Source organism: Rossellomorea sedimentorum (assembly GCF_046237645.1).
In the GTDB taxonomy this organism is placed as follows: Bacteria; Bacillota; Bacilli; order Bacillales; family Bacillaceae_B; genus Rossellomorea; species Rossellomorea sedimentorum.
Genome location: NZ_CP143546.1, coordinates 2,919,196 through 2,941,852, shown reverse-complemented (window position 1 = coordinate 2,941,852; position 22,657 = coordinate 2,919,196). Strand labels below are relative to the sequence as shown.

The following is a 22,657-nucleotide window of genomic DNA, read 5'->3' as shown; positions in this document are numbered from 1 at the left end:
TTATGAAATATGTAGACGCAGAACAAGTACAAAAACAAATGGGAACACGCTTATTCAAGAATAAGCTCGCCAAGAATATATTTTTATTTTCAATTTTATTTGGATTAGTCGTATTGGTAACCTTGATCTATCGAGTTGTTGCTGATAGTATCGGATGGATTGATTTCGGATTTCTTTCAGGGAAGTTATCCGTTAACCCTGAAAAAGCTGGTATCCTAGGGGCCATCCTTGGAACAGTCTGGCTGATGATCGTCGTGGCACCAGTAACTATGTTCCTTGGTGTCGGTACCGCAATTTACCTTGAAGAATATGCAAAAGAAGGCAAGCTTAAGAGAATGATCCAGACAAATATCAGTAACCTTGCCGGTGTGCCATCCGTTGTATTCGGTATTCTTGGTTTGACAGTATTTGTTCGTATGGCAGACTTAGGTAATATTGTTTTAGCCGGAGGTTTGACGATGTCCCTCCTGGTGTTACCGATTGTAGTTGTAGCAAGTCAGGAAGCCCTAAGAGCAGTACCGCAATTTTTAAGGGAAGCTTCCTATGGAATGGGCGCTACGAAATGGCAGACTGTTAAGAATATCGTTTTGCCGACAGCTATTCCGGGTATTTTAACAGGTGTAATCTTAGCTTTATCTCGTGCTATTGGTGAAACTGCACCACTTGTCGTTATCGGTATTCCAGCGTTATTGATTCCTCTGCCAGATGGTGTTTTTGACAAATTTACCGTAATGCCGATGCAGATTTATTATTGGACAGTTGACTCTGCTTTGACAGACGAATACGCATATTTAGCAGCGGCTACGATTGTTGTATTGTTAATTGTATTGTTCGCTATGAACTCAATCGCCATCATTATCAGAAACAAGTTTCAGAAGAGATTTTAATCTTAGGAGGTTTTTTCAATGGCAGTAATTTCCGAGAACGATAAAAAAAGCAAAGTTACTTTAAATGAAGATAAAGGCAGCAGCCAAAAGAAAAATATTGTATATGAAACAAAAGATCTTAACCTTTGGTATGGAGAAGACAAGGCGTTAAAAAACATTAACCTTGCGATAAATGAAAATGAAGTAACAGCTATTATCGGGCCATCCGGTTGTGGTAAATCCACCTTCATTAAAACGTTGAACAGAATGGTTGAGCTGATTCCTGTTGTCCGCATTTCCGGAGAAATCAATTACAGAAACCAGAGCATCCTGGATAAATCCTTCACTGTTGAGGATTTGAGAACAAGAGTCGGAATGGTATTCCAAAAGCCAAACCCATTCCCGAAATCAATCTATGACAATGTTGCATACGGACCAAGAATCCATGGTATCAAGAATAAAAAGGTTCTTGATGAAATTGTGGAAAAAAGCTTACGTGGTGCAGCGATTTGGGATGAAGTAAAGGATCGTTTAAAAGAAAATGCTTATGGCCTTTCAGGTGGTCAGCAGCAGCGTCTTTGCATTGCCCGCTGTTTGGCAATCGAACCGGATGTCATCTTGATGGACGAACCAACCTCTGCCCTTGATCCCATTTCGACGTTGAAGGTAGAAGAACTTGTTCAAGATCTGAAAAAAGACTACAGCATCATTATCGTTACGCATAATATGCAGCAGGCAGCACGTATTTCAGATAAAACAGCTTTCTTCTTGAATGGGGAAGTCATCGAGTTCGATAAGACTGATACTATATTCTCGACTCCAAGTGATAAGAGAACAGAGGATTATATTTCAGGAAGATTCGGTTGATCATGAAAAAAATCCTTAGTTTTAGCTAGGGATTTTTTTCATATACCTTATATACTAAAAAGGTTTTCTAAAAGGAACGTTGTAAAGTATGGATGGTCAATCTATAATGAAACATAATACAAGCTATCGTTTAACATTATTTATTCGGAGGGGTACTCATGGCTAGAGGTCAATTTGATGAAAGTTTACAGGATTTACAGTCGAAATTAATGGAACTTGGCAGGCTTGCCAATAAGGCTCTTGAGGAAAGTATCAAAGCTCTTGAGGAGCAGGATATTGAAAAAGCATTAGAAATAATTGAGGATGATACGCACGCTGATTTACTTGAAGAAGAAATTAATGATATCGCCATTTTACTGATTGCTAAGCAACAGCCGGTCGCAACCGATCTTCGCAGAATCATTGTGACGATTAAAGTGGCTTCTGATATTGAAAGAATTGCTGACTTCGGAGTGAACATTGCTAAATCAACAATCCGCATCGGGAAGGAACCACTGATTAAGCCTATCCAAAATATTAAAAAGATGTACCAACTTACATCTAACATGATGAACCTTACGCTGGAATCATTTGTTGAAGAAGATGTTGTTAAGGCTAAAAAGATTGCTGACCTTGATGATGAAATTGATGATTTGTATGGTGAAACCATTAGAGAATTACTTACGTTGAATAAGCAAAAGCCAGAGTTCACGGATCAAATTACCCAGTTATCGTTCATCTGCCGTTATCTTGAGCGTTCTGCAGATCATGCAACGAACGTGGCAGAAGGTGTATTCTATCTGGTTAAAGGCAGACGTTTTGACTTAAATGCATAAACAAACTAAAAAAGGCAGCCTCGTTGGCTGCCTTTTAGTTTGTAATAAGTTTGGTTATCTCTACAAGAGTCATCTCAGAATGAAGCTTATATTCTCCGATTTGTACTTTATCGGCGAGGCCGCTATTAATCAGATAACTGTTCAAGTCACTGGCATTTTTGATGATTCCGCTGCTTTCCAACTCGTCCGCAATTTCTATCGGAGTCATTCCCGGTGTAACAGTCAGTGTAATTTCCTTCCTAGTTACATCGTCAGCAGCTTCGTCCTCTTTATCTTCTTTTGTACTCTTGCTTTGTGTCAAAGTCTCTATCTGTTTTTGTAAATCGGAAATTTCATCTTTCTGTTTCTTTGCTTCTTCCTGATCAAGGACTACGTATCCTTGATCTTCCAAGCGTTTTAATGGATCAGATTTTTCATCTTCAAAATATGAAAAAAGAAGGAGGATAATGGCAGAAAGAAATATCCCGGTTGCTAGAGCTCTTGTGCTTTGTTTGTTCATGGATACTCCTTTCAGACGCTCTTATCCTTGATAATATCTTGAACTTCAGCTATTGGCAAAGCTGATTGCCTGGCGATCTGTTCTAAGTTCATACCTTGGGAATGGAGAGCCAAAACCTGATTTTTTACAATTTCATGTACCTTCTTTTTAGGCCGCGCTGCCGGGAGGGGCTGAAAAATTGGCGCTTCATCCATCAAAAGCTCTTCTTCAAGAACCTTAAGCCTTTTCTTTAATGTGTAATTTTCCTGAAGGAAATTCATCGAAAGCTCTTCCAACTCTTTTTCCAAAGTTCTATAGCGGTCTTTCTGAAAAAAAGAAAGGATAAAAAGCAAGGCGGATAGCGAGAACAGGCTGATGATTACAGTTGTCATAAATTCACCTCAAATGAGTTTGCTACCTATTATTTATAGCATAGATTTGCTGATTTCTCTAGGTAATGCAGCAGATTATGCGTAAATAAGAACAGCTGTCATCAGGACTTCTTACCTTTAACTTGGATGAGTAATGGAAGTTACCAGTTTCCATAAGGGAATGGATAGCCATTTCCCGGACTGAGGGTTCGAGCGTTACGTGTGAGCGGCGTGCCAGTGGGCATTTAACATTGGTCTTACCATTCCCGTTGATTCTGCAGGTGGTGATGCAACTTCCCCTTCAATCATCATGCATTTAATAAATATTTCTCATTTGAAGAACCCACATCCTTTACTAAACCTTCCTATAATACTAACAAGAACCTCCGTTTTTCACATAGCTCCATTAAAAAACATGTCGTTTTCCGTTGCTGACCTTGTGGGAAGGTCAATAAATCAACAGAAAACGAATTTTTTTTGCACTTCTTTCATTGTCTTAATGCATAATAGCAAAATGCGACAAAATGCGTTTATTGTAGGTTTTTGCCCTTGGTGATACGATTAAATAGACGAATAAATATTGTAACCATTGCATATAAACCAAAAATTATCTCAGGGGTGAACGTAATGCTTGAGCAAATTATCCAATACCGAAGACAAGGCCTATCTTTTAGAAAAATCGCTAAAGAAATGAACACAACAGTCGGAAAAGTACAGTACCAATGGGTCAAGTATCAAAGAACGCTGGACACGGCAAAGTCTGTTGTTGCGGCCGCCTCCGAGAAGACCGAAGAGAAGATTGAAAAGGAGCAAAAGCCAAAGCCTAAGAGGCAGGGTAAATATAAAGGCAGGGTCTCTCTAAAAAAAGATGTCCTCAAGCCTCTAAAAGCGGAATTGACAGTGATGTTTTCAGATTCCACGAGAATATTGTGTTACTGGGATATCCCTGGTTCGATTGTGAAACAAGTAAGAGAGTTTCAAGGTCTTAATGAAGATCAATTCCACTATTGCCTGAGAGTATTTGATATCACTTCAATATCATTTAACGGTCATAATCATCATAGTCATACAGACATCATCCTGCATCCCCAATCCTCCCATTGGTTCGTCAACAGCCTTAAGCCAAACCGTGCTTATTGTGTGGAGTACGGAATAGTCGAAGAGAACGGGCGGTATACAGGAATCACACGATCCAGTGTGTTTCATACACCAAGAACCGGGCATCACCAGGACTACCATCACTTGCAGGCGCTCCATAAATTTGAAGAGGGTATAGCAAAGAAACCTCAATGGGTAGAGCACGTAAGTACATATTCATACTATATAAAGAATTAGGAGGAAGTCATGGAAAAGGTATCCGTTTTGATCTTATCTAATACAGTTTCCCTATTCCCTTCAGATATTAAACAAAGTCCAGAACACATGTATCAATTAATGAGTGAGTGCCTGGGGGTGATGAAAAAGGGGCAGGAGTATCCGGGTATTGCCTACGTTGTAAATCCGCTGGTTATCGATTGGCTCTCTGAAGATGCAGCAAAAGGACACATTGAACAATTTTTCATGACTTCCATGCAGGAAAGCAGAAAAGGAGACAATCGTAATATTGAAGAGTTGTATTCCGCATGGATGAATATTCATCGTGACATACCTACCGCACTTAACATGCTCCAGGAACAAGGAAGTCTGACGATCATTCCATCCACCGTGGTTAATTTTCCGGTTACCCATCTAATCACAGGCTGGGGTATACATTTGCTCCTTCAACAATCAATACAGCTTTATAATCAACATTTCCAAAAAGCAGCCAAAGGGTTTTGGCTCCCTAAATGTGCCTATACTCCAGGTATCGATCTCTTCTTAATGAAACATGGAATACAATACTCGTTTATTTCCAGATCCACATTTGAATACAGTGAGAAAGACGAGGTGACCGCTTCTGTCTTAAGGACTCCTCGAGGCATGCGGCTGATTCCGGTCAATCTGCAGACGAATAAGCACCATATTGTCGTTAATGGTGATGGTGTTGAAGGACTGGATCAATATATTGTAAACCTGCAAAATAACGGTTTTAAGCTGCAGCCTTTTAATGAAGAAAACCATCTGACGGAACGAGGGGCATTGACTAGAGCAGGATTTGGTTTCATGGGGATGGAACAAGGTGAGGTCATCCTCCCAGATAAGGCTCTTGTTCATATGCGGGAACTGCATATGATGGAGACAACCCTGAAAGACCTAACCTCTTCCACATCCCATGATTCGAAGGTTCTTCAACAGTTGATCAGAGAATGGATATCCAGCCTCCATCATCTTCAAGCGAAGCATGAGCTGAATTCCACGAGTTTACAAGCATTCAGGGAGCTGAGCCAACTCAAGAGTGAGCTGGATAACAGCCACCTGCTCCAATATAGGGAAAGTCTTGAATATCTCCCTATTGAGCTTCCAGAAAAATCAGCGGGAGAAGAAACACCTTCTTCAACTAAACAACAGACAGTGCTGCTTCTTTCATGGGAATATCCCCCAAACATTGTAGGCGGGCTTTCCAGGCATGTGCATGATCTATCAAAGTCCCTAGTTAAAAAAGGGTGTAAAGTAATCGTACTTACTGCTTCGACGGACAGTGTCCCTGATTATGAAGTGGATGAAGGGGTTCATGTTTACAGAACCGGTCCTCTTCATCCGATGGAGGAAGATTTCCTGCATTGGGTTTTCCAGCTGAACCTCTCATTCATCGATAAAGCAAGTGAGATTATGGCAAAAGAACAGATTGATCTTATACATGCACATGATTGGATAGTTGGAAAATCAGCAGCTATGTTGAAGGATCATTATGGAGTTCCTTTAGTGACAACCTTACATGCTACAGAATATGGCAGAAACCAAGGGATTTTTACTAATCTCCAGCAGCGGATTCACGAAGAAGAAAGGAGACTGGTGGCTGCCTCCAATCAAGTGATCCTCTGCAGCGATCATATGAAAGAAGAGCTCGCACAGCTTGAGCCGAGGAAGAATTTAGCGGTGTCTATCATTCCTAATGGAGTCAACCTTCAAAATGTATCTCAGGACAACTATGGTCCAATAAGAGAGTCCCTTGAAGGGAAGAAGTATTACTTCTCTATAGGGAGAGTGGTTCATGAAAAAGGATTTGAAACGATTATTGAGACAGCAGAACGGATCAATAAGGAGAGAGAGATTCATTTTGTCATTGCCGGTAAAGGTCCGCTTTTAGAACAGTATCGTCTTCAGGTTAAGGAGAAAGGGTTGGAAGAGTTCGTTCACTTTTTAGGGTTTGTAAGTGATTCTGAGCGTAACGCTCTCCTTTTTCAAAGTGAAGCAGTTATTTTCCCGAGTATCTATGAACCTTTTGGCATTGTAGCCCTTGAGGCAATGGCAGCGGGAAAAGCAGTAATCGCTTCGAAAACAGGTGGGCTTAAATCATTGGTTGAACATGGCTACGCAGGACTGCTCTTTGAACCGGGCAATGCGGAAAGCCTTAAGTCTTGCCTCATGAACCTAGAGGAAACTTGCGGACTGAAAAAAAGCATGGGAGAAAACGGATATAAAGTGGCAGAAATGATGTTCAGCTGGGAACGGATTTCAAAGCAAACCCTCGAGGTTTATGAGGAATTGACCCTTCAACATAAAGTGGAAGGCGCAAGCTTATGAAAGCGGTCATTCTGGCAGGCGGCAAAGGGACCCGGTTGAAGCCCTATACCCTTTCAGTACCAAAGCCTATGGTCACTATCATGAATAAGCCTATTCTCGAATACAATATTGCTCTGCTTAAAGAAAATGGTATTACATCCATCATGATTACAACCTGTTATAAAGCTGAAAAAATTTCCGAGTACTTTGGTGACGGAAGTAAATTTGGTGTGAACATTACCTACTTTCAAGAAGATCTGCCGCTGGGAACTGCTGGAGGAGTTTTTGAGTCCAGTAGTTACCTTGATGAAACGTTTGTCGTTATAAGCGGAGATGCTTTTACAAGCCTCTCTCTGCAGGATGCCATCCAATTTCATCAGAAGAAAGGCTCTCCGTTGACTATTGTAGGGAAAGAAATGGAGAATCCAATCGGTTATGGAGTATGCAAGATAGACGCAGAAGGAAAGTTGATTGAATTCGCGGAAAAACCAGAATCCAGGGAATTTAACAGTAATCTAATCAACACTGGGATTTACGTGATTCAACCCGATTTACTGAAAAAGTACCGATTTGAGGGGAGTACAGACTTCAGCAGGGATGTGTTTCCCAGGATGATTAGAGAACGGGATAGCATTTATGTGTTTGAAACGGAAGATTACTGGCGGGATATCGGCAATCCAGAACAATATAAGCTGGCGAGGGAAGATTACCTTAATGGGAAAATGAGAGAAAAGGCAGGGGCTGGTTCTATAGAAGAACGTAGTAGTGTGAAAGCAGGATTTGAGAGTACCCTTAACTACCTGACCCGAATGATGGTCTCCTGCCCCGATCATCAAAAGCAGCAGATAATAAGTAAACTGGTGGAAGAACAAAGAGAAACGCCGGTCCTGAATCTTGATGGAGTCCTGATTTCCCACAGTGTTGGCGGCTGGACCAGAATCATTGACAAGCCAAGCAATGGGTTTATCATCTACTCAAATGCAGAACGCAGAAATCTTGCCAAGGAATTTGCGGGTTATTACTTTAATAAAATAAAACAATGGCAAAGGGTGTAGAGAGGAAGATGAAAACTAATTTATCACATGCCCAAACGTATAACAGTCCTGTCAGTCGTTTTCATTATGAGATTTTTGCATGGTCCCGGGAGAATAACAGAATAGAATCAAAGCAACTTTCAAACTTCTCCAATTGGAAAGATTTTAATTATGTGGTTAAAGAAGAAACATTTACGGAAGGCAGTATCCTCAGCTTTTCAGTTGAAAACAAGATGAGGGTCCATCGCCGATTGAAAATTTTCTTCCTTTTAGATTGGAGAACAGATGGGAAGGAGCGAATCAGTATCATTTCACCTGATAATCATCCGGTATATCATTATTCTTCGACTAAGCATTCTTTGGTGGACTACCAAGTGAATAACGGCAGTGGCCTAATCAGAAGGTCGGTGTACCCGCTTTCGGATAAAGGAATCTTCCATTGGAAAGAGACGTTGAGAACAGGATCGATTCCATACCAGCCTCTTTTGAAAGGAGCTGCCCTGACTGTGGTTTGTTTTGATTTATTGTTTACTCCCTTGCAGAAAATCCAGGGCCATGTATTAGGGGTTGAAGCAGAAACCAAGGAAGATTTACGAAATTTACACAAACACTTGAAAAACAGACTAGCATTTCATCGGAAAAAGTGATATTATAGAAAAGTCGTATGAACAGATGAAGATAGCTAAGTTTGGAGGGAAATAAACAATGCGTGTAAACATTACTTTAGCTTGCACAGAATCAGGTGAGCGTAACTATATTACTACGAAAAACAAGCGTAACAACCCAGACCGTTTAGAGCTAAAAAAATATTGCCCTAGACTAAAAAAAGTTACATTGCATCGTGAAACAAAGTAAGCAGCCGGGATTTTTCCTGCTGCTTTTTTTGTACCTGAAAAATGATAAAAGAGGTGCAGTCTATATGGACAAGAAAGAGTTGCGTCAAGAACAGAAGGCTCTGCTGTCTTCTTTAGAAAGGCATGTCTATGAACATAAATCTTTTCTTATTGCCAAAAAGTTGTATGAAACGGATGATTGGAAATCGTCAGGGACCATTGCCGTTACCGTTTCAAACTTTCCTGAAGTGGATACCTGGCAGATCATTCGAAGAGGATGGGAAGAAGGGAAACGAATGCTGGTGCCCAAATGTGTGCCGGAGGAAAATAAGATTGAGTTTTATTACCTTGAATCTTTTGCCGGATTGGAAAAAGTATTCTATGGTTTGTGGGAACCATCACCAAAGAAGAATGTCCTTGCTGATTCAGCTGATATTGACCTGGTTATTGTACCAGGTCTGGCTTTTATGAAAAACGGTTACAGACTGGGGTTTGGCGGAGGTTACTATGACCGGTTTCTGGAACATTATCACGGGAGGACCCTTTCCTTGGCTTTTCAGGAACAGTTAATTGAGGCAGTTCCTGTCGAGGAATATGATATTCCGGTCGCTGCAATAGTCAGTGAGGGAGTTGTAATGAAGTGTGAATAATCCCGCATTCCTATTTCTGTTCATTTTAATAGTGAGCGTTGCAGGCTGGAAGACAAAAAATTTGAGTGTCAGTGGAAGTCTGGCGGCCGTAATGACCGGAACGGCGGTCGCATCAGCTTTCGGTTGGCGGGGGCTGTTCGTACTGGGCGTCTTTTTTGCAACGTCCAGTTTTTGGTCCAAATTCCGAAGCGCTGACAAGTCAGATATAGAGTTGAAACTAGCCAAAACTGCCAAAAGAGATTGGCAGCAGGTAATCGCCAATGGCGGGAGTGCTATGGTGTTTGCTCTTTTGTACAGCTGGACAAACGACATAAGTTATATGGCCGCGGCCTTTGCTGCACTGGCTGCAGCCAATGGCGATACCTGGGCCTCGGAAATAGGCCCTTTAAGCAAAGGTAATCCCGTGTCGGTAAAGACTTGGAGAAGGGTAGAGAAGGGCACATCAGGAGCTGTTTCATGGGTGGGAACTTCAGCAAGCTTCGCTGGTGCTTTCATAATTGCTATATTTTCCGTGGGATTGTTTCAGGGTTTAGGCTTAAAGGCCGGAGTCTTGATCGTTTTTACTGGATTTCTTGGGAGTATTGTCGATACCCTGCTTGGAGCTTTTCTTCAGGTAGAATATCAATGCCCGCGCTGCGGACTGGTAACAGAGGCAGCAGTTCACTGTGGGATGAAGTGTGAAAAGACAAAAGGGGCATATGTCGTAAACAATGAATTTGTGAACTTTTCGGCCAGCTTTATTGCAGGTACAGTGACAGCCTTATTAATGTAAAGAAAGATAAAATCATCTGCTGAGGAACAATATCAACCTGGTTAACTTTAATATAAAAAGTTTCGAAAAAGTAGTAATCTTCATAAAGTTAGAGAGCTATTGGTTGAAGCGGAGCCGCGTATCTAATAACCCATAAGCTTCACGGGATACGGAACGAGCTTTATAGAAAAATTAATGCAGGAGAGGATAAAATTTCAGTAAGGTACACAATATAGAACAAGGAGGGTGATTGCTATGAACGGAATCATAAAATGGATCATCATTGCCAGCTTTGTTTCTGTATTTTACCAATACCGTTATAAGCTATTAAATGTTTTACTTGGGAATTTTACAATCCGGAGGCTGGTGGTCAGGGCGACTATGAGTCTGCCTTGGCTTCGTTCGAAATTCCTGAATACGGCATTTCGTTAAGAGAAAACTGCAGCAATAAGAAGGATGTTCACCATGAATAGCGGTTACATTTCCCAAGCAGCTGGTTGTCTGTGGAATTGGTGCCGTCTATTGAATGTGAACATCTTTTTTTTACGCCAGTTTTCGGGCAGGTGGGGCTTTTATGGGAATTTTACTTTTGCAAGTGTAGGTTTATTGCAGCGGAGTCACGCCCTTGGAGTGGAAAGGTCAATTGACCATTATTATATGAATTTAACATTGCTTTATTTGCCCGAATTACTCAACCATTCCTTTTGTTAATTAGATGTTTGCAATTCAAAACAAAACCGTTATTAAAGAAGAATCCTTTTTTATTTATGACAAAAGGGCTTCAGATAACCATATGCCTTTACTTTTGAGCCGGATGGTGATTAAGTAGAAGAAAGTCAAAATTATGAAAAAAGGCAGAGGAGAATTGTTGAACACCAACCTTAACTATTTATTCTGGAAAATGGCACACTATCTAATAGTAGAAAAAGGGTTCCGCATCATAAATATGTCCCAGGATCAGCAGCAGTTATGGCTGGAAAATCCATCATATAAACAGGCGCCTGTCATAAGACTGCTGCGTCATGACCTTGATTGGGGCAGCAAGATGAAGCGGGACGTTCATTTAACAGCTGTTAATGGAGAAAAAATTCGAAAAGCCCTGAAGAAAAACAAGTTGTTCCTTAAAAATTTTTATATAAGCGCTTATCCGCCAGTGGATGATTATGAAGCATTGACTTCGGAAACAGTGACTCTTCCGCAGGCACCTAAGACAACTGTCCAGTCATCAATCATTACTTGGGATGATCACCAGACCGGTGTCCGGGAATTATCGGCGCCATTTAGTGAGGAGAAGATTTGGGAAATTAAAGAACATATAGAAGAGATCGAAGTGCATGCTTTAAAAGAAAGTGTATTATCTTTTGCGGCTCATAAAGCAAAAGAGGAAAAATCGCTTTTCTCGAGAGGCAAACCATTTTTCACTTATATCTTCATTGCTCTTCAGCTTGTGATTTTCTTTGTTATGGAGATGGCGGGCGGCACACAGAATACAGAGAATTTAATTAGATTTGGTGCAAAATATAACCCGTTAATAGTCGATGGTGAGTGGTGGAGATTTTTCACCCCGATGGTGATTCATATCGGATTTCTTCACTTATTAATGAATACATTTGCACTATATTTTCTAGGCACTGCTGTCGAACGGATATTTGGCAATGCAAGGTTTCTGTTAATTTATATCTTTGCCGGTTTCAGCGGTACCTTAGCAAGCTTCGTCTTTACTAATTCATTATCTGCAGGGGCAAGTGGTGCAATATTCGGATGTTTTGGGGCGCTGCTGTACTTTGGCACTGCACATCCAAAGATTTTCTTTCGTACAATGGGCACCAATATTCTGGTGGTCATCGCAATCAATCTAGCTTTCGGCTTTACGATCCCAGGAATAGATAATGCCGGACATATCGGAGGTCTCGCAGGCGGGACCCTTTCAGCGGCTATCGTTCATTTACCCCGGGCTAAGAGACGGGGAATGCAGATGAGCGCATTGTTGCTGGCTTTAACGGTCATTCCTCTATTTCTTTGGTATGGGTACCAAAATGGACCTGTATTTTCAGACCCTTCCATCAATAACGCCGAGGCACAGCAGCTATTGAATGATGGTGACATGGAAGGTGCCTCCTCCATTCTTGAAGATATGATTGAGGACGATGAAGGAAACGCTCATACCTACTTCTTATATTCAATCGTCAAGATCAAGAATGAGCAATATGCCGAAGCTGAAACGATGCTAAGGAAGGCACTGGACCATGAAGGTGACTTCCCTGAGGCGCATTATAATCTAGCACTTCTCCTTGAAGAAAGAGGAGAAGTGGGAGAGGCCAAAGGGCACGCGGAAAAAGCTTACAGGCTTCAACAGGGTAATGAACAATTCAAAGAATTATATGACCGGATGAAAAATTATTGAACAGGGAATTTTTGCTTAAGCAATGCGGGCTCGCCCTCTTTTGTTGTCAGGAGGACGAGCAAATCCCCTGTTTTTGGCTCGATTAAGATAAGAGGCATTGAACTGTCTATCGAATCAACGGTCTTTCCAGAGTTTAATTTGATGCCAAGAAAATAATTTTTATAAAGCCCTTCCCATAAATTCCCCACAAGGTCATTCCATTGATCGCTCCTGAATCCTTCCGGTGGCGAGCTGCTGTAATCCGGCAGGTTAACCAACGGGATTTGTAAATAATCTTTTCCTTCTATATTAAATTCTTTCATTGCCCTTTCCCAGTTATACTGCAGCTGCTGGTTTGCCACTTTATCCAAAATTGATTTCCATTCTTCCTCGGCGGAAGTGTCCGGTTTTCTGAATGAACTTAAGGGACTGAAATTAGAATCGATAATATAAAGTTCATCTTCTGACATACTTTGGGCGCTTGTATAATTGTCCTCATTGTCATGAATTTCTGAGTAATGAAAAGAAATCGCCTGCAGAAGGCTGCTCTCTTTTCCCTGGGCAGTTTCCTCTTCGACAATTCTGTCTGTATTTTGCTCCCATTCACTCATTTTGGCTTTTAGTCTTCCATTAAAATAAAGAAATCCTATATCTTGTCTTAAATATGCGTCTTGGTCCAGGACGGAAGCGATTTTCCAATTCACTTCATAGGAGCCGTTTACCTTTTTATCATTAAGGGTTAAAAGTGTATTGGCTGACTGGTACTGTGCTTTCTCATTCAAAGGAAAAAAAATGATGCTCTCCCTTGCAGGGGGATTCTCCCACATAAGAAACCACCATGCAAGAATGAGGCCAGTGAATCCTATTAATATATGTATCAAAAATTTTCCCTTCACATAGTTCACCCACTTAATCAGGTTTGTCCCGTCTAATGTCATTCTATGAGAAGGCCAAAAATATTATGTTCATAATGTATGAATTTAAAAGCCGCTGTCTAGGATGATGAATATGGATATTTTAAGCGGACATCGTCAATGAATCAGTCTGAAAGCAGGTACCTCATAGGGAAGTGAGCTGACGAAGTTGACAAGTTTTGTATATAGAATGAGGTGAAGTGACTCGTGACAGATAAGAAGAAGCCGGTTTCTCCTTCCCTTAAGGAGAATACGGATTACCTTAAAGAATTGCTTGCGGTGGACAAGAGCTTTGACGTTATACAGTTGGACTTGTTTTATGCAGGAAGAAATATGGCCATGTATCTGGTAGATGGTTTCGTAAAAGACGATATTATGCATTACCTGATGAGGCTGTTGGCTGACCTGGATGAAGAACAGCTTGACGGGGATACCCTGCAAAAATTGATGAAAACCTATATTCCCTATGTGGAAGTAGAAGAAACGGATGATTTGAACAATGTGGCGGACATGGTACTTGCCGGTCCGACAGCCTTAGTAGTGGATGGGATAGACAAGGTCATTTTGATTGATGCAAGGACCTATCCAGTCAGGGGACCGCAAGAGCCGGACATGGAAAGGGTTGTACGGGGCTCCCGGGATGGTTTTGTAGAAACCCTGGTGTTCAATACCGCCTTAACCCGGAGAAGAATCAGGGACCGGTCATTGAGGATGGAGTATTTACAAATTGGCAGAAGGTCGAAAACAGATATCGTGGTTTGTTATTTAGAAGATATAGCTGACCCGGAATTAGTGGAAAAAATTAAAAATGATTTATCGAAGGTGGATACTGACGGCCTTCCGATGGGGGAAAAGACATTGGAAGAATTTATTTCAGGGAGGCACTGGAACCCCTACCCTATGGTCAGGTATACAGAAAGACCCGATACGGCAGCAGCCCACTTATATGAGGGGCATGTCTGTATTATCGTCGATGGTTCCCCAAGTGTGTTGATCACCCCGACAACATTCTGGCACCATTTGCAGCATGCGGAAGAATACCGAAACAAACCGATGGTAGGGGCTTATCTGAAACTGGTTCGATTTTTCGCTGTCTGGGCATCAATTTTTCTGCTTCCTTTATACTATCTGTTTGCTGTCCAGCCGGATCTGCTTCCACCGGCAATTGATTATATCGGTCCGGATGATGCAGGGGAAGTGCCGCTTATTTTTCAGTTCCTTATCGTGGAGATAGGCATAGATATGCTAAGGATGGCTGCCATCCATACACCAACCTCCCTGGCAACCGCACTCGGACTTGTGGCAGCACTGATGATTGGACAGGTGGCGGTCGAAGTCGGCCTGTTCGTCAATGAAGTCATCCTGTATCTTGCAGTAGCTGCAATTGGAACTTTTTCCACCCCAAGCTATGAATTAAGCCTGGCTAACCGCATAGTCCGTATTGCATTGTTAATTGCAACTGCCGTCTTTGGTATATATGGATTTGTTATCGGCGTTACCATATGGATCTTGCTGCTGTCCAGAATCAAGTCTTTTGGTGTTCCCTATATGTGGCCGTTTATACCGTTCAATCTTCGTGCCATGAGAGATGTACTATTGAGATCGCCTATGCCTTTAAAGAATAGACGTCCAAGATTTCTTAATCCACAAGACCCGGATCGTTGATCGGAGCATTAAGTTTGAAAGGTTCAGTGATTGTGAAGAAAATCAAAAGCTATATGATAATAATAGAGTGGAGGATGAAATCACAAAGATTTCGTCCTTTTTTTCTGGCGAGGCTGCTTAAAACCCTTAAACCTGTCCGTTCACTCATAAAGTGACTGACCAATGGATATGTCGCTATATATTCAGGGTACTCAGGTTACAATGAGTGTGTTTTGCCATAAAACACACTATTATAGAAGAGGATTATGAAGTTAGAGGTAAGATTAGTCGAAAATCAGCTTAAAAAATCGTTTCGTTACCAAAAAAAACAAAAAGGGATGATCTGAGTCCAAGTAGAACTTTGTCTAAACCCGTGAATATCTCCCACTGCCACGGATTTTCTTGAGAAGAGAATGACTTTATTTTATACTGTAAGGGTTAGCAAAGCTTGAAAGACGGTGCTTCTAATGAAAAACATGTATGATGTTCAGCAAATGTTAAAAAAGTATGGAATATTTATTTACTTAGGTGACCGTATGGCGGATTTGGAAATGATGCAGGAAGAAGTGAGAGAGTTGTATCAAACAGGGCTGATCAGTCCAGCTGATTTTCAGACGTCCATATTGATTCTTCGAAGTGAATTGTCGAAAGAAAATAATAAATAGAGAAACAGGGTGAATATAATGGCGGACAAATGGCTTGTAGGTGTAGATTTAGGAGGAACAACAACTAAGCTGGCCTTTATTAGTTTATACGGTGAAATAGTACATAAGTGGGAGATTCCTACCGATACTTCTGAGAATGGAAAGAATATTATTGTCGATATCGCAAAATCAATCGACCATCATCTTGAAGAACTGGGAGAACCAAAAGATAAGCTCAAAGGTATAGGAATGGGTGCGCCCGGACCGGTGGATATGGAAAGCGGTATCATCTATGAGGCGGTCAATCTTGGGTGGGAGAAAAATACACCCCTGAAAGACTTGCTCGAAGTTGAAACAGGTCTTCCGTGCGTCATTGATAATGATGCTAACTGTGCTGCATTAGGTGAAATGTGGAAGGGTGCAGGTAATGGCGCAAAGGATATCGTTGCTGTTACGTTAGGAACCGGTGTCGGCGGCGGTGTTATCACGAATGGTGATATAGTTCACGGTGTAAGAGGGGCGGCAGGTGAAATAGGTCACATTACCGTGGTGCCAGAAGGCGGATTTCAATGTAACTGTGGTAAAACGGGATGTCTTGAAACGGTGGCTTCTGCTACCGGGGTTGTACGCCTTGCTCTAAAAGCATTGGATGAAAGCGAGGAATCCTCATCCCTTCGCTCAATTGTGGAATCTGATGGAATAATAAGTGCAAAACAGATTTTTGATGAGGCCCGCAACGGAGATGTTCTTGCTGTATCCATCGTTGATCAACTTGCTTTTTATTTAGGCCTTGCACTTGCGAATCTGGGGAACGCCTTGAATCCGGACAAAATTGTCTTGGGCGGAGGTGTATCGAAAGCCGGGGAAGTACTTCTCAATCCGGTTGATAAATACTTTAACTCATTTGCATTCCCGACAGTTGCTTCCTCGACAGCCATTTCCATTGCTACCCTGGGCAATGATGCTGGTGTCATTGGTGCTGCCTGGCTTGTAAAAAACAAAATGGGTTAACTTTCATACAAACAAATAAAACATATCGAAAGTGCTGACCATGCTCAGCACTTTTTTTTATGGCTCTTTTCTAAAACTTTGTTGATATTTACTATGAAATCCAACAGATATAGCCATAATTTACAAGGGTCACCCTGTTAAACACGAAAGAAAAGAGCTAATTACCTTGTTCAGTTAGAAAAGCCCTTTTATCCAAGGGAAAAATCCGGCACTTTGGACTTTTCCGATAGCAGCAATCTATACGGATACAGCCTTTTTTACTTGAGATGGATAACGTTAACTGTATTATTCCCGTCTGGTTTCAGTGCCCGTAGCTACATATCCGCTGGAACGTAAAGCTCGCATTTTTCTCTTGAACCCTTTGCCTGTCTAAGCTAAACAAGGTGCTTGTGCTTTGGAGGTCTGTAAACTTTAAAGAGTTTCCTTAATTTATATTCTAATTGAGTAATTGAAGTAAATCCTATTGACGTGGTATTTCGGTTCTCGCTGAGGTTGTATGAGTGCCTAGGAAAAAAGGAGTGTTTTCAACGGACGGCCGGTGCAGTCATTTGCAAAATGGAATAAATTTGCTCTGGCTCATTACCCGTAAAAGGAGTATCATGGTGAACAATCATCTATTCAGAGTTAAAGATAACACTTTTGAATAATGATTAAATATTGGTCACAAATACCGTCATAATATTGCTGCAGGTGGTCATACTATTTCAAATATGTCGGAAAAAGTGAACAGGCTCCATGAGAGTCTTTGCAGGGCCGTGAAAAAATAGCAACGCCTTTTAACCTGGGCCTTTAGTATGGTCCTGGAAAAAATAAAGATTATTTGAAACTTTTACAGGTTTGGCTCGTCTTATATAAGGGAAATGAAAATCACCCCAATATATCAGTCTAAACTGTCTAAATTAACTTACAATTGACGGAATGTAAAAAAAGTATTAAGATATTGATTGATTATCAGAAGGATAAGTCAATATCTTCCATTAGAAAGCTGTTGCGTAAATAATCGCAGCAAGGAGGTAAAAAATGAAGAACGTCAGACTGCCTAAAGTATCACTAGTCATTATTGCTTCAGTGTTACTATGGCTAAAAACGTATATTGTCTATCAAACTAGTTTTGATATTAAGATTGAAAATGTCATGCAGGAATTTATTTTGTTTATAAACCCATTAAGCTTCCTGCTGTTTGTCTTTGGGGTAAGCTTGTTTATGAAAAATGAAAAGTCGAGGGTAAGGTATATCCTGTCAGCAAGTTTCATTCTTTCCTTTGTACTTTACGGAAATGTCGCCTTTTACCGATTCTTTGATGACTTCCTTACTCTGCCTGTATTGATGCAGACAAGCAACTTTGCAGACCTTGGCACAAGCGCAGGCGAAATCGTTAATTGGTCAGACTCACTATATTTCATTGATACAGTAATTCTCGCCTTGCTCGTGAAGTTTAAGCCTTCCACCTTTGAAGTGAATACGTTCAGCAGGGTGAATAGAAGAGCTTACTTCTTTGTGGCGATTGCCCTTACTTTCTTCAACCTTGGTCTTGCCGAGGCAGAAAGGCCGCAGCTCTTAACACGTACCTTTGACAGAGAGATTCTTGTGAAAAATATCGGAACATATAATTATCACATCTATGATGCATTCCTTCAGTCCAAGTCATCAGCACAACGTGCCCTTGCTGACGGAAGTGAACTTGCTGACATTGATAATTATGTACGTGCAAGTCATGCCAATCCGGATAGTGAAATGTTTGGTGCTGCAAAGGGAAAGAATCTCATTGTGGTTTCCTTGGAATCACTGCAAACTTTCCCGATCAACAACACGATGAACGGGGAAGAGGTAACTCCTTTCTTGAATGAGTTCATCAAAGACAGTTACTACTTTGAGAATTTCTATCACCAAACACAGCAGGGAAAGACATCAGACTCCGAATTTATCCTGGATAACTCGCTTTATCCGTTGAATCGCGGTGCTGTGTTCTTTACCCACTCAGGAAATGAATATCAGTCAATGACAAAGCGTTTGGATGAGGCTGGATATTTTACATCTGTGATGCATGCTAACAATAAAAGTTTCTGGAACCGTGATATCATGTATGGTTCTCTTGGCTATGATAAGTTCTATTCAATGACGGAGTATGAAATATCGGAAGAGAACTCCGTAAACTGGGGAATGAAAGATACACCATTCTTCCTTCAGTCAGTTGAGCACATGAAGCAGATGGAGAAACCTTTCTTTACAAAAATGATTACGTTGACAAACCATTATCCTTTCTACCTTGATGAAGAAGATAAGTACATTGATGAGTTTGACTCAAACTCAGGGACTTTAAATCGTTACTTCCAAACAGTACGTTATATGGACGAAGCGGTGAAGAACTTTATTCAAGAGCTGAAAGACACCGGTATATATGATGATTCAGTGATCGTTATGTATGGTGACCATTATGGCATTTCTGAAAATCATAATGTGGCTATGAGTAAATACCTTGGAAAAGAAGTCGATCCATTTGTACACACGCAGCTTCAGCGCGTGCCTTTAATCATCCATATTCCTGGAGAAGAAGGAAAAACCTTATCCAAAGTAGGAGGTCAAATTGATCTTCGTCCTACGATTCTTAATTTGCTTGGAATCGACACCAAAGGAGATATTCAATTTGGAACAGATTTGTTCTCAAAGGATCATGAAGACTTGGCTATCTTAAGAGATGGCAGCTTTATTACCAAGGACCATGTCTATACTGAAGGCGAGTGTTATAACAAAGAAACCGAACAGCCTGACGACATGACATTCTGTGAGCCATATATTGAACGAACTCAACAAGAGCTGAATTATTCAGATGAAATTATTTATGGAGATTTGCTTCGCTTCTACGAACAGAAGAATGACGCGATTTCTCCTGAAAAAGATTAGGATCTGATCTTAAAGCCTGCGGTTTAGCCGCAGGCTTTTCCTAATGAATAATAGGCTGCTTGCCAGGTGAAGTGAACTCAGGGCCGCCTATTCATGAGAGTGTTACCTTCACTTGGGTTTTTATGCTGGTATCTAAAACAGGGCTTTTTTCTTGTCATCAATCACTTTTTACAACATACATGTAGTAAGAGAGTGTGATTACAGGAGGAATGAACAATGGAAGTAAGAGTCCGAAGAGGCGATACGTTTTATTACTATAGTCAGTTGTTTTATCTTCCCCTTCCGTTGATTTCTGAATCAAACCCGCAAATAAGCAGCAGTGCCTTACAAATCGGTCAAAGGGTAAGGATCCCCGGATTTTATGTCGGACAGTATACGATTCAATCAGGTGATTCATTCTGGGAAATTGCAAGAAGAAGGAACCTTGCCGTTGATGCGCTGCTGCTCGTGAATCAAGGATTGAACCCTAATGCTCTGCAGGCAGGGACGGTAATCAATGTCCCGCTTAGAATAACGCGACCTGTTATTGCTGGGCAGCAGGCTTATTCTTTTGAGATAATGGAGAGAGATATCAATCGTTTGAAATATGCATTTCCTTTTGTAAGAGTCAATCAGATAGGCAAGAGTGTGTTGGGGAAACCGCTTTATGAAATCCTCATTGGAAACGGTCCGAAAAAAGTTCATATAGACGCATCTTTTCATGCGAATGAGTGGATCACTACACCGATTTTAATGAGGTTCATGAATGAGTACCTACTATCATTGGTCAATCGTGGAGCGATCAGAGGGGTTGTCACAGAACCTTTGTACAATACCATTACACTATCTCTTGTACCGATGGTAAACCCGGACGGTGTGGATTTGGTCATCAAAGGTCCTCCTGCTTCTTTGAGAGACCGGTTGATTGAAATGAATAAAGGAAGCTCAGATTTCTCAGGATGGAAAGCCAATATAAATGGAGTGGACTTGAATAACCAATATCCTGCAAAATGGCAACTGGAAAAGGAAAGAAAAGAAGAAAAAAGTCCTGCTCCACGTGATTTCCCAGGCTATAAACCATTATCCGAACCTGAATCGTTAGCAATGGCCGAACTTGCGAGAAAAGGAGATCTGGACAGAGTGCTGGCACTGCATACTCAAGGAGAAGAATTTTACTGGGGATACGAAGGGCTGGAACCACCTGAATCTCAAATGCTTGCAGAGGAATTTGAAAGGGTCAGCGGATATCGGTCTGTAAGATATATAGACAGTTACGCGGGTTACAAAGATTGGTTTATCAAGGAGTTTAAGCGGCCTGGTTTTACGATCGAGCTGGGCAAAGGAATCAATCCATTGCCTTTGTCTCAGTTTAATCAAATATATGAATCCGTGCTGGGAATATTTCTTGTCGCCATTTACAGATGAAAGAAACAGATATTAATGTTTGTGAAAATGGTCAATGCAAGTTAAAATGTAATAGTCATCTGTTCATACCAGAAAGGTTGTCTAGGTCTTTAAAACCTGACAGCCTTTTTTTAGAACCTAATTTTACCTTTTTTCTTTTTCATAGCTCTAAAAGATATTATAAGGAACTGATTAAAGGGGTTACTGAAGAAGAGAATGACGGGAAAAAATGGATGGATGGTTGCATGAATAATTGTATTTTTAATTAGATTTGAAACATTTTTATAATATAAACGTACTAATCATTATGGAGAGAAAATGAGGGGGGATCGTATGAATAACATCCGGAAGCTTTTTTTTATTTGTTCCTGCTTCTTCTTGTTAGCCTCCTGCAGTGGGGAGACCCATGAAACTAATGAACCTGTTCAACCTGATTCTGATTCAGAACTGGAATCTGATGAACATCCTTTGGTGACTGAAAAGGTGTTAAAACCGCTGAATATTAAGGAAAATTCCTTTATGAGAGTTATAGATTGGATTGACTCTGAAAATGTGCTGATACTATCCAAAGGAGAGGATGGCAACCAGCTGATTGGATATAACATTTTCACGGGTGACCAAAGGATAATATATAGTAGTCCGGAGTTTATTGTCGAGGCACAACTTGGTCCTGACAGAAAGAAACTTTTGGTGCACACGGCCCCACTTACTTATTCAGCTACTGCAGTGGTCATTGATTTGGAGGGGGAGGTCCTATTTCAAAAGGACATAGATTCTTATGAAATTGCCTTTGAATGGAACGAAGGAAATTCTGATTTGTTGTTTATTACCAGCTTTTCAGAAGATTGGAGCTTTAACACTTTGCTGGCAAATATCTCAGAAGGCACCTTAACAGAAGTCAATGCAGAACAACCGTTCATAAAGTGGCATCAGGAAAACAGCTTTCTCTATCAGGAGTGGCCGGAAGACAGTATCAGCCTGACAGCTCCTCTTTATTCGCAGAATCTATATTCTGAAGAAAGAACCCTCGTAGAACGGGAGACTTTACTTTTTGATACGATGAATCCCTATATACTATCTATAACGATGTCCAATGAAGTTGACGGTTCGGGGGTATATAAGTTTATAACAGAAGAGGGAACGATTGCCTCTACTTTTATGACGCCGTTGCTGAGCAGCTATTCTAACTGGATGATTCCTTATTATGATAAGATAGACACCGAAGGCACGTTTGTCTCTTTGACTGCTTCAGAATCCATGCCTGCAGATACTTACAATGGGAAATTCACCTTAGAGCGATGGAATATAGAAACAGGGCAGCGGGAAGAAATCCTGGCAGGCTTTGATAATGAACCTCTTCAATGCTCCCCGGAAGGAGATTACTGTTTAACAGGGTATGAATTAAAGACAGCAGTTGATTTGACTAATAAAGAGGCAGTGGAATTAATCATTATAGAGTAGGAAGGATGA

The 22,657-nt window shown here is 41.0% G+C and carries 21 protein-coding genes; 18 read left to right on the top strand and 3 right to left on the bottom strand.

What is annotated here, in order from left to right:
* Window positions 1–2 precede the first annotated feature (2 nt).
* The 3 genes from pstA to phoU all read left to right on the top strand — a co-directional run bounded on the left by pstA (window position 3) and on the right by phoU (window position 2,548).
* The gene (gene pstA, locus V1502_RS14615; RefSeq protein WP_409251369.1) at window positions 3–887 is read left to right on the top strand and encodes a phosphate ABC transporter permease PstA; all 885 of its coding nucleotides are present in this window, start codon (window positions 3–5) and stop codon (window positions 885–887) included.
* Between the two features lie 18 nt (window positions 888–905).
* Window positions 906–1,733: a phosphate ABC transporter ATP-binding protein PstB gene (gene pstB / locus V1502_RS14610; protein ID WP_409251368.1), complete on the top strand. Its 828-nt coding sequence runs from the start codon at window positions 906–908 to the stop codon at window positions 1,731–1,733.
* A 158-nt stretch (window positions 1,734–1,891) separates the two neighbouring features.
* On the top strand, window positions 1,892–2,548 hold the full coding sequence (phoU, locus tag V1502_RS14605) for a phosphate signaling complex protein PhoU (protein WP_409251367.1): 657 nt from the start codon (window positions 1,892–1,894) through the stop codon (window positions 2,546–2,548).
* Between the two features lie 34 nt (window positions 2,549–2,582).
* Here the strand turns inward: phoU and V1502_RS14600 are convergent, their stop codons facing one another.
* Together V1502_RS14600 and V1502_RS14595 are read right to left on the bottom strand one after the other, a co-directional pair.
* On the bottom strand, window positions 2,583–3,047 hold the full coding sequence (locus tag V1502_RS14600; RefSeq protein WP_409251366.1) for a hypothetical protein: 465 nt from the start codon (window positions 3,045–3,047) through the stop codon (window positions 2,583–2,585).
* A gap of 11 nt (window positions 3,048–3,058) precedes the next feature.
* Window positions 3,059–3,418, bottom strand: a complete 360-nt coding sequence (locus V1502_RS14595) for a hypothetical protein (protein WP_409251365.1) — start codon at window positions 3,416–3,418, stop codon at window positions 3,059–3,061.
* Window positions 3,419–4,024: 606 nt separating this feature from the next.
* On the opposite strand from V1502_RS14595, the gene V1502_RS14590 reads away from it, so the two are divergent.
* From V1502_RS14590 to V1502_RS14550, 9 genes are all read left to right on the top strand, one after another.
* Window positions 4,025–4,732, top strand: a complete 708-nt coding sequence (locus tag V1502_RS14590) for a DUF4912 domain-containing protein (protein WP_409251364.1) — start codon at window positions 4,025–4,027, stop codon at window positions 4,730–4,732.
* Between the two features lie 9 nt (window positions 4,733–4,741).
* On the top strand, window positions 4,742–7,060 hold the full coding sequence (locus tag V1502_RS14585; RefSeq protein ID WP_409251363.1) for a glycosyltransferase: 2,319 nt from the start codon (window positions 4,742–4,744) through the stop codon (window positions 7,058–7,060).
* Window positions 7,057–8,094: a sugar phosphate nucleotidyltransferase gene (locus V1502_RS14580; RefSeq protein ID WP_409251362.1), complete on the top strand. Its 1,038-nt coding sequence runs from the start codon at window positions 7,057–7,059 to the stop codon at window positions 8,092–8,094. Before V1502_RS14585 ends, V1502_RS14580 begins: the two co-directional genes overlap by 4 nt.
* Before the next feature lie 8 nt (window positions 8,095–8,102).
* On the top strand, window positions 8,103–8,720 hold the full coding sequence (locus V1502_RS14575) for a hypothetical protein (protein ID WP_409251361.1): 618 nt from the start codon (window positions 8,103–8,105) through the stop codon (window positions 8,718–8,720).
* 58 nt (window positions 8,721–8,778) lie between these two features.
* Window positions 8,779–8,928, top strand: a complete 150-nt coding sequence (gene rpmG / locus V1502_RS14570; RefSeq protein WP_409251360.1) for a 50S ribosomal protein L33 — start codon at window positions 8,779–8,781, stop codon at window positions 8,926–8,928.
* A gap of 64 nt (window positions 8,929–8,992) precedes the next feature.
* Entirely contained in the window at window positions 8,993–9,556 is a 564-nt protein-coding gene (locus tag V1502_RS14565) for a 5-formyltetrahydrofolate cyclo-ligase (RefSeq protein ID WP_409251359.1), read from the top strand.
* The gene (locus tag V1502_RS14560) at window positions 9,549–10,328 is read left to right on the top strand and encodes a DUF92 domain-containing protein (protein WP_409251358.1); all 780 of its coding nucleotides are present in this window, start codon (window positions 9,549–9,551) and stop codon (window positions 10,326–10,328) included. Before V1502_RS14565 ends, V1502_RS14560 begins: the two co-directional genes overlap by 8 nt.
* A 234-nt stretch (window positions 10,329–10,562) precedes the next feature.
* The gene (locus V1502_RS14555; protein WP_409251357.1) at window positions 10,563–10,739 is read left to right on the top strand and encodes a hypothetical protein; all 177 of its coding nucleotides are present in this window, start codon (window positions 10,563–10,565) and stop codon (window positions 10,737–10,739) included.
* Between the two features lie 412 nt (window positions 10,740–11,151).
* A complete protein-coding gene (locus V1502_RS14550; RefSeq protein WP_409251356.1) occupies window positions 11,152–12,711 on the top strand; it encodes a rhomboid family intramembrane serine protease in 1,560 nt (519 codons plus the stop codon).
* Here the strand turns inward: V1502_RS14550 and V1502_RS14545 are convergent.
* Window positions 12,705–13,517 carry a hypothetical protein gene (locus V1502_RS14545; protein WP_409251355.1) on the bottom strand — a complete coding sequence of 271 codons (813 nt, stop codon included), beginning with the start codon at window positions 13,515–13,517 and terminating at the stop codon, window positions 12,705–12,707. The two genes, V1502_RS14550 and V1502_RS14545, sit on opposite strands and share 7 nt — an antisense overlap.
* A 294-nt stretch (window positions 13,518–13,811) precedes the next feature.
* Here V1502_RS14545 and V1502_RS14540 point away from each other — a divergent pair, with 294 nt between their 5' ends.
* The 6 genes from V1502_RS14540 (at window position 13,812) to V1502_RS14515 (ending at window position 22,648) form a co-directional block, all read left to right on the top strand.
* The gene (locus tag V1502_RS14540; RefSeq protein WP_409251354.1) at window positions 13,812–15,269 is read left to right on the top strand and encodes a spore germination protein; all 1,458 of its coding nucleotides are present in this window, start codon (window positions 13,812–13,814) and stop codon (window positions 15,267–15,269) included.
* Between the two features lie 446 nt (window positions 15,270–15,715).
* Complete coding sequence (locus tag V1502_RS14535; protein ID WP_409251353.1) at window positions 15,716–15,913, top strand: YqgQ family protein; 198 nt, start codon at window positions 15,716–15,718, stop codon at window positions 15,911–15,913.
* 18 nt (window positions 15,914–15,931) lie between these two features.
* Window positions 15,932–16,903 carry an ROK family glucokinase gene (locus V1502_RS14530; RefSeq protein ID WP_409251352.1) on the top strand — a complete coding sequence of 324 codons (972 nt, stop codon included), beginning with the start codon at window positions 15,932–15,934 and terminating at the stop codon, window positions 16,901–16,903.
* Between the two features lie 1,020 nt (window positions 16,904–17,923).
* Entirely contained in the window at window positions 17,924–19,804 is a 1,881-nt protein-coding gene (locus V1502_RS14525) for an LTA synthase family protein (RefSeq protein ID WP_409251351.1), read from the top strand.
* 216 nt (window positions 19,805–20,020) lie between these two features.
* Window positions 20,021–21,208: a M14 family metallopeptidase gene (locus V1502_RS14520; RefSeq protein WP_409251350.1), complete on the top strand. Its 1,188-nt coding sequence runs from the start codon at window positions 20,021–20,023 to the stop codon at window positions 21,206–21,208.
* A 312-nt stretch (window positions 21,209–21,520) separates the two neighbouring features.
* Window positions 21,521–22,648, top strand: a complete 1,128-nt coding sequence (locus V1502_RS14515) for a hypothetical protein (RefSeq protein ID WP_409251349.1) — start codon at window positions 21,521–21,523, stop codon at window positions 22,646–22,648.
* The last annotated feature ends 9 nt before the right edge of the window (window positions 22,649–22,657 follow it).

Excerpts from the sequence above, each read along its gene's own strand:
- V1502_RS14545 (WP_409251355.1), bottom strand. The coding sequence starts at position 13,517 with ATGTGGGAGAATCCCCCTGCAAGGGAGAGCATCATTTTTTTTCCTTTG.
- V1502_RS14600 (WP_409251366.1), bottom strand. The coding sequence starts at position 3,047 with ATGAACAAACAAAGCACAAGAGCTCTAGCAACCGGGATATTTCTTTCT.
- pstA (WP_409251369.1), top strand. The coding sequence starts at position 3 with ATGAAATATGTAGACGCAGAACAAGTACAAAAACAAATGGGAACACGC.
- V1502_RS14535 (WP_409251353.1), top strand. The coding sequence starts at position 15,716 with ATGAAAAACATGTATGATGTTCAGCAAATGTTAAAAAAGTATGGAATA.
- V1502_RS14590 (WP_409251364.1), top strand. The coding sequence starts at position 4,025 with ATGCTTGAGCAAATTATCCAATACCGAAGACAAGGCCTATCTTTTAGA.
- V1502_RS14520 (WP_409251350.1), top strand. The coding sequence starts at position 20,021 with ATGGAAGTAAGAGTCCGAAGAGGCGATACGTTTTATTACTATAGTCAG.
- phoU (WP_409251367.1), top strand. The coding sequence starts at position 1,892 with ATGGCTAGAGGTCAATTTGATGAAAGTTTACAGGATTTACAGTCGAAA.
- V1502_RS14515 (WP_409251349.1), top strand. The coding sequence starts at position 21,521 with ATGAATAACATCCGGAAGCTTTTTTTTATTTGTTCCTGCTTCTTCTTG.
- V1502_RS14595 (WP_409251365.1), bottom strand. The coding sequence starts at position 3,418 with ATGACAACTGTAATCATCAGCCTGTTCTCGCTATCCGCCTTGCTTTTT.
- V1502_RS14565 (WP_409251359.1), top strand. The coding sequence starts at position 8,993 with ATGGACAAGAAAGAGTTGCGTCAAGAACAGAAGGCTCTGCTGTCTTCT.
- V1502_RS14575 (WP_409251361.1), top strand. The coding sequence starts at position 8,103 with ATGAAAACTAATTTATCACATGCCCAAACGTATAACAGTCCTGTCAGT.
- pstB (WP_409251368.1), top strand. The coding sequence starts at position 906 with ATGGCAGTAATTTCCGAGAACGATAAAAAAAGCAAAGTTACTTTAAAT.
- V1502_RS14585 (WP_409251363.1), top strand. The coding sequence starts at position 4,742 with ATGGAAAAGGTATCCGTTTTGATCTTATCTAATACAGTTTCCCTATTC.
- V1502_RS14555 (WP_409251357.1), top strand. The coding sequence starts at position 10,563 with ATGAACGGAATCATAAAATGGATCATCATTGCCAGCTTTGTTTCTGTA.
- V1502_RS14580 (WP_409251362.1), top strand. The coding sequence starts at position 7,057 with ATGAAAGCGGTCATTCTGGCAGGCGGCAAAGGGACCCGGTTGAAGCCC.
- rpmG (WP_409251360.1), top strand. The coding sequence starts at position 8,779 with ATGCGTGTAAACATTACTTTAGCTTGCACAGAATCAGGTGAGCGTAAC.
- V1502_RS14530 (WP_409251352.1), top strand. The coding sequence starts at position 15,932 with ATGGCGGACAAATGGCTTGTAGGTGTAGATTTAGGAGGAACAACAACT.
- V1502_RS14525 (WP_409251351.1), top strand. The coding sequence starts at position 17,924 with ATGAAGAACGTCAGACTGCCTAAAGTATCACTAGTCATTATTGCTTCA.
- V1502_RS14550 (WP_409251356.1), top strand. The coding sequence starts at position 11,152 with ATGAAAAAAGGCAGAGGAGAATTGTTGAACACCAACCTTAACTATTTA.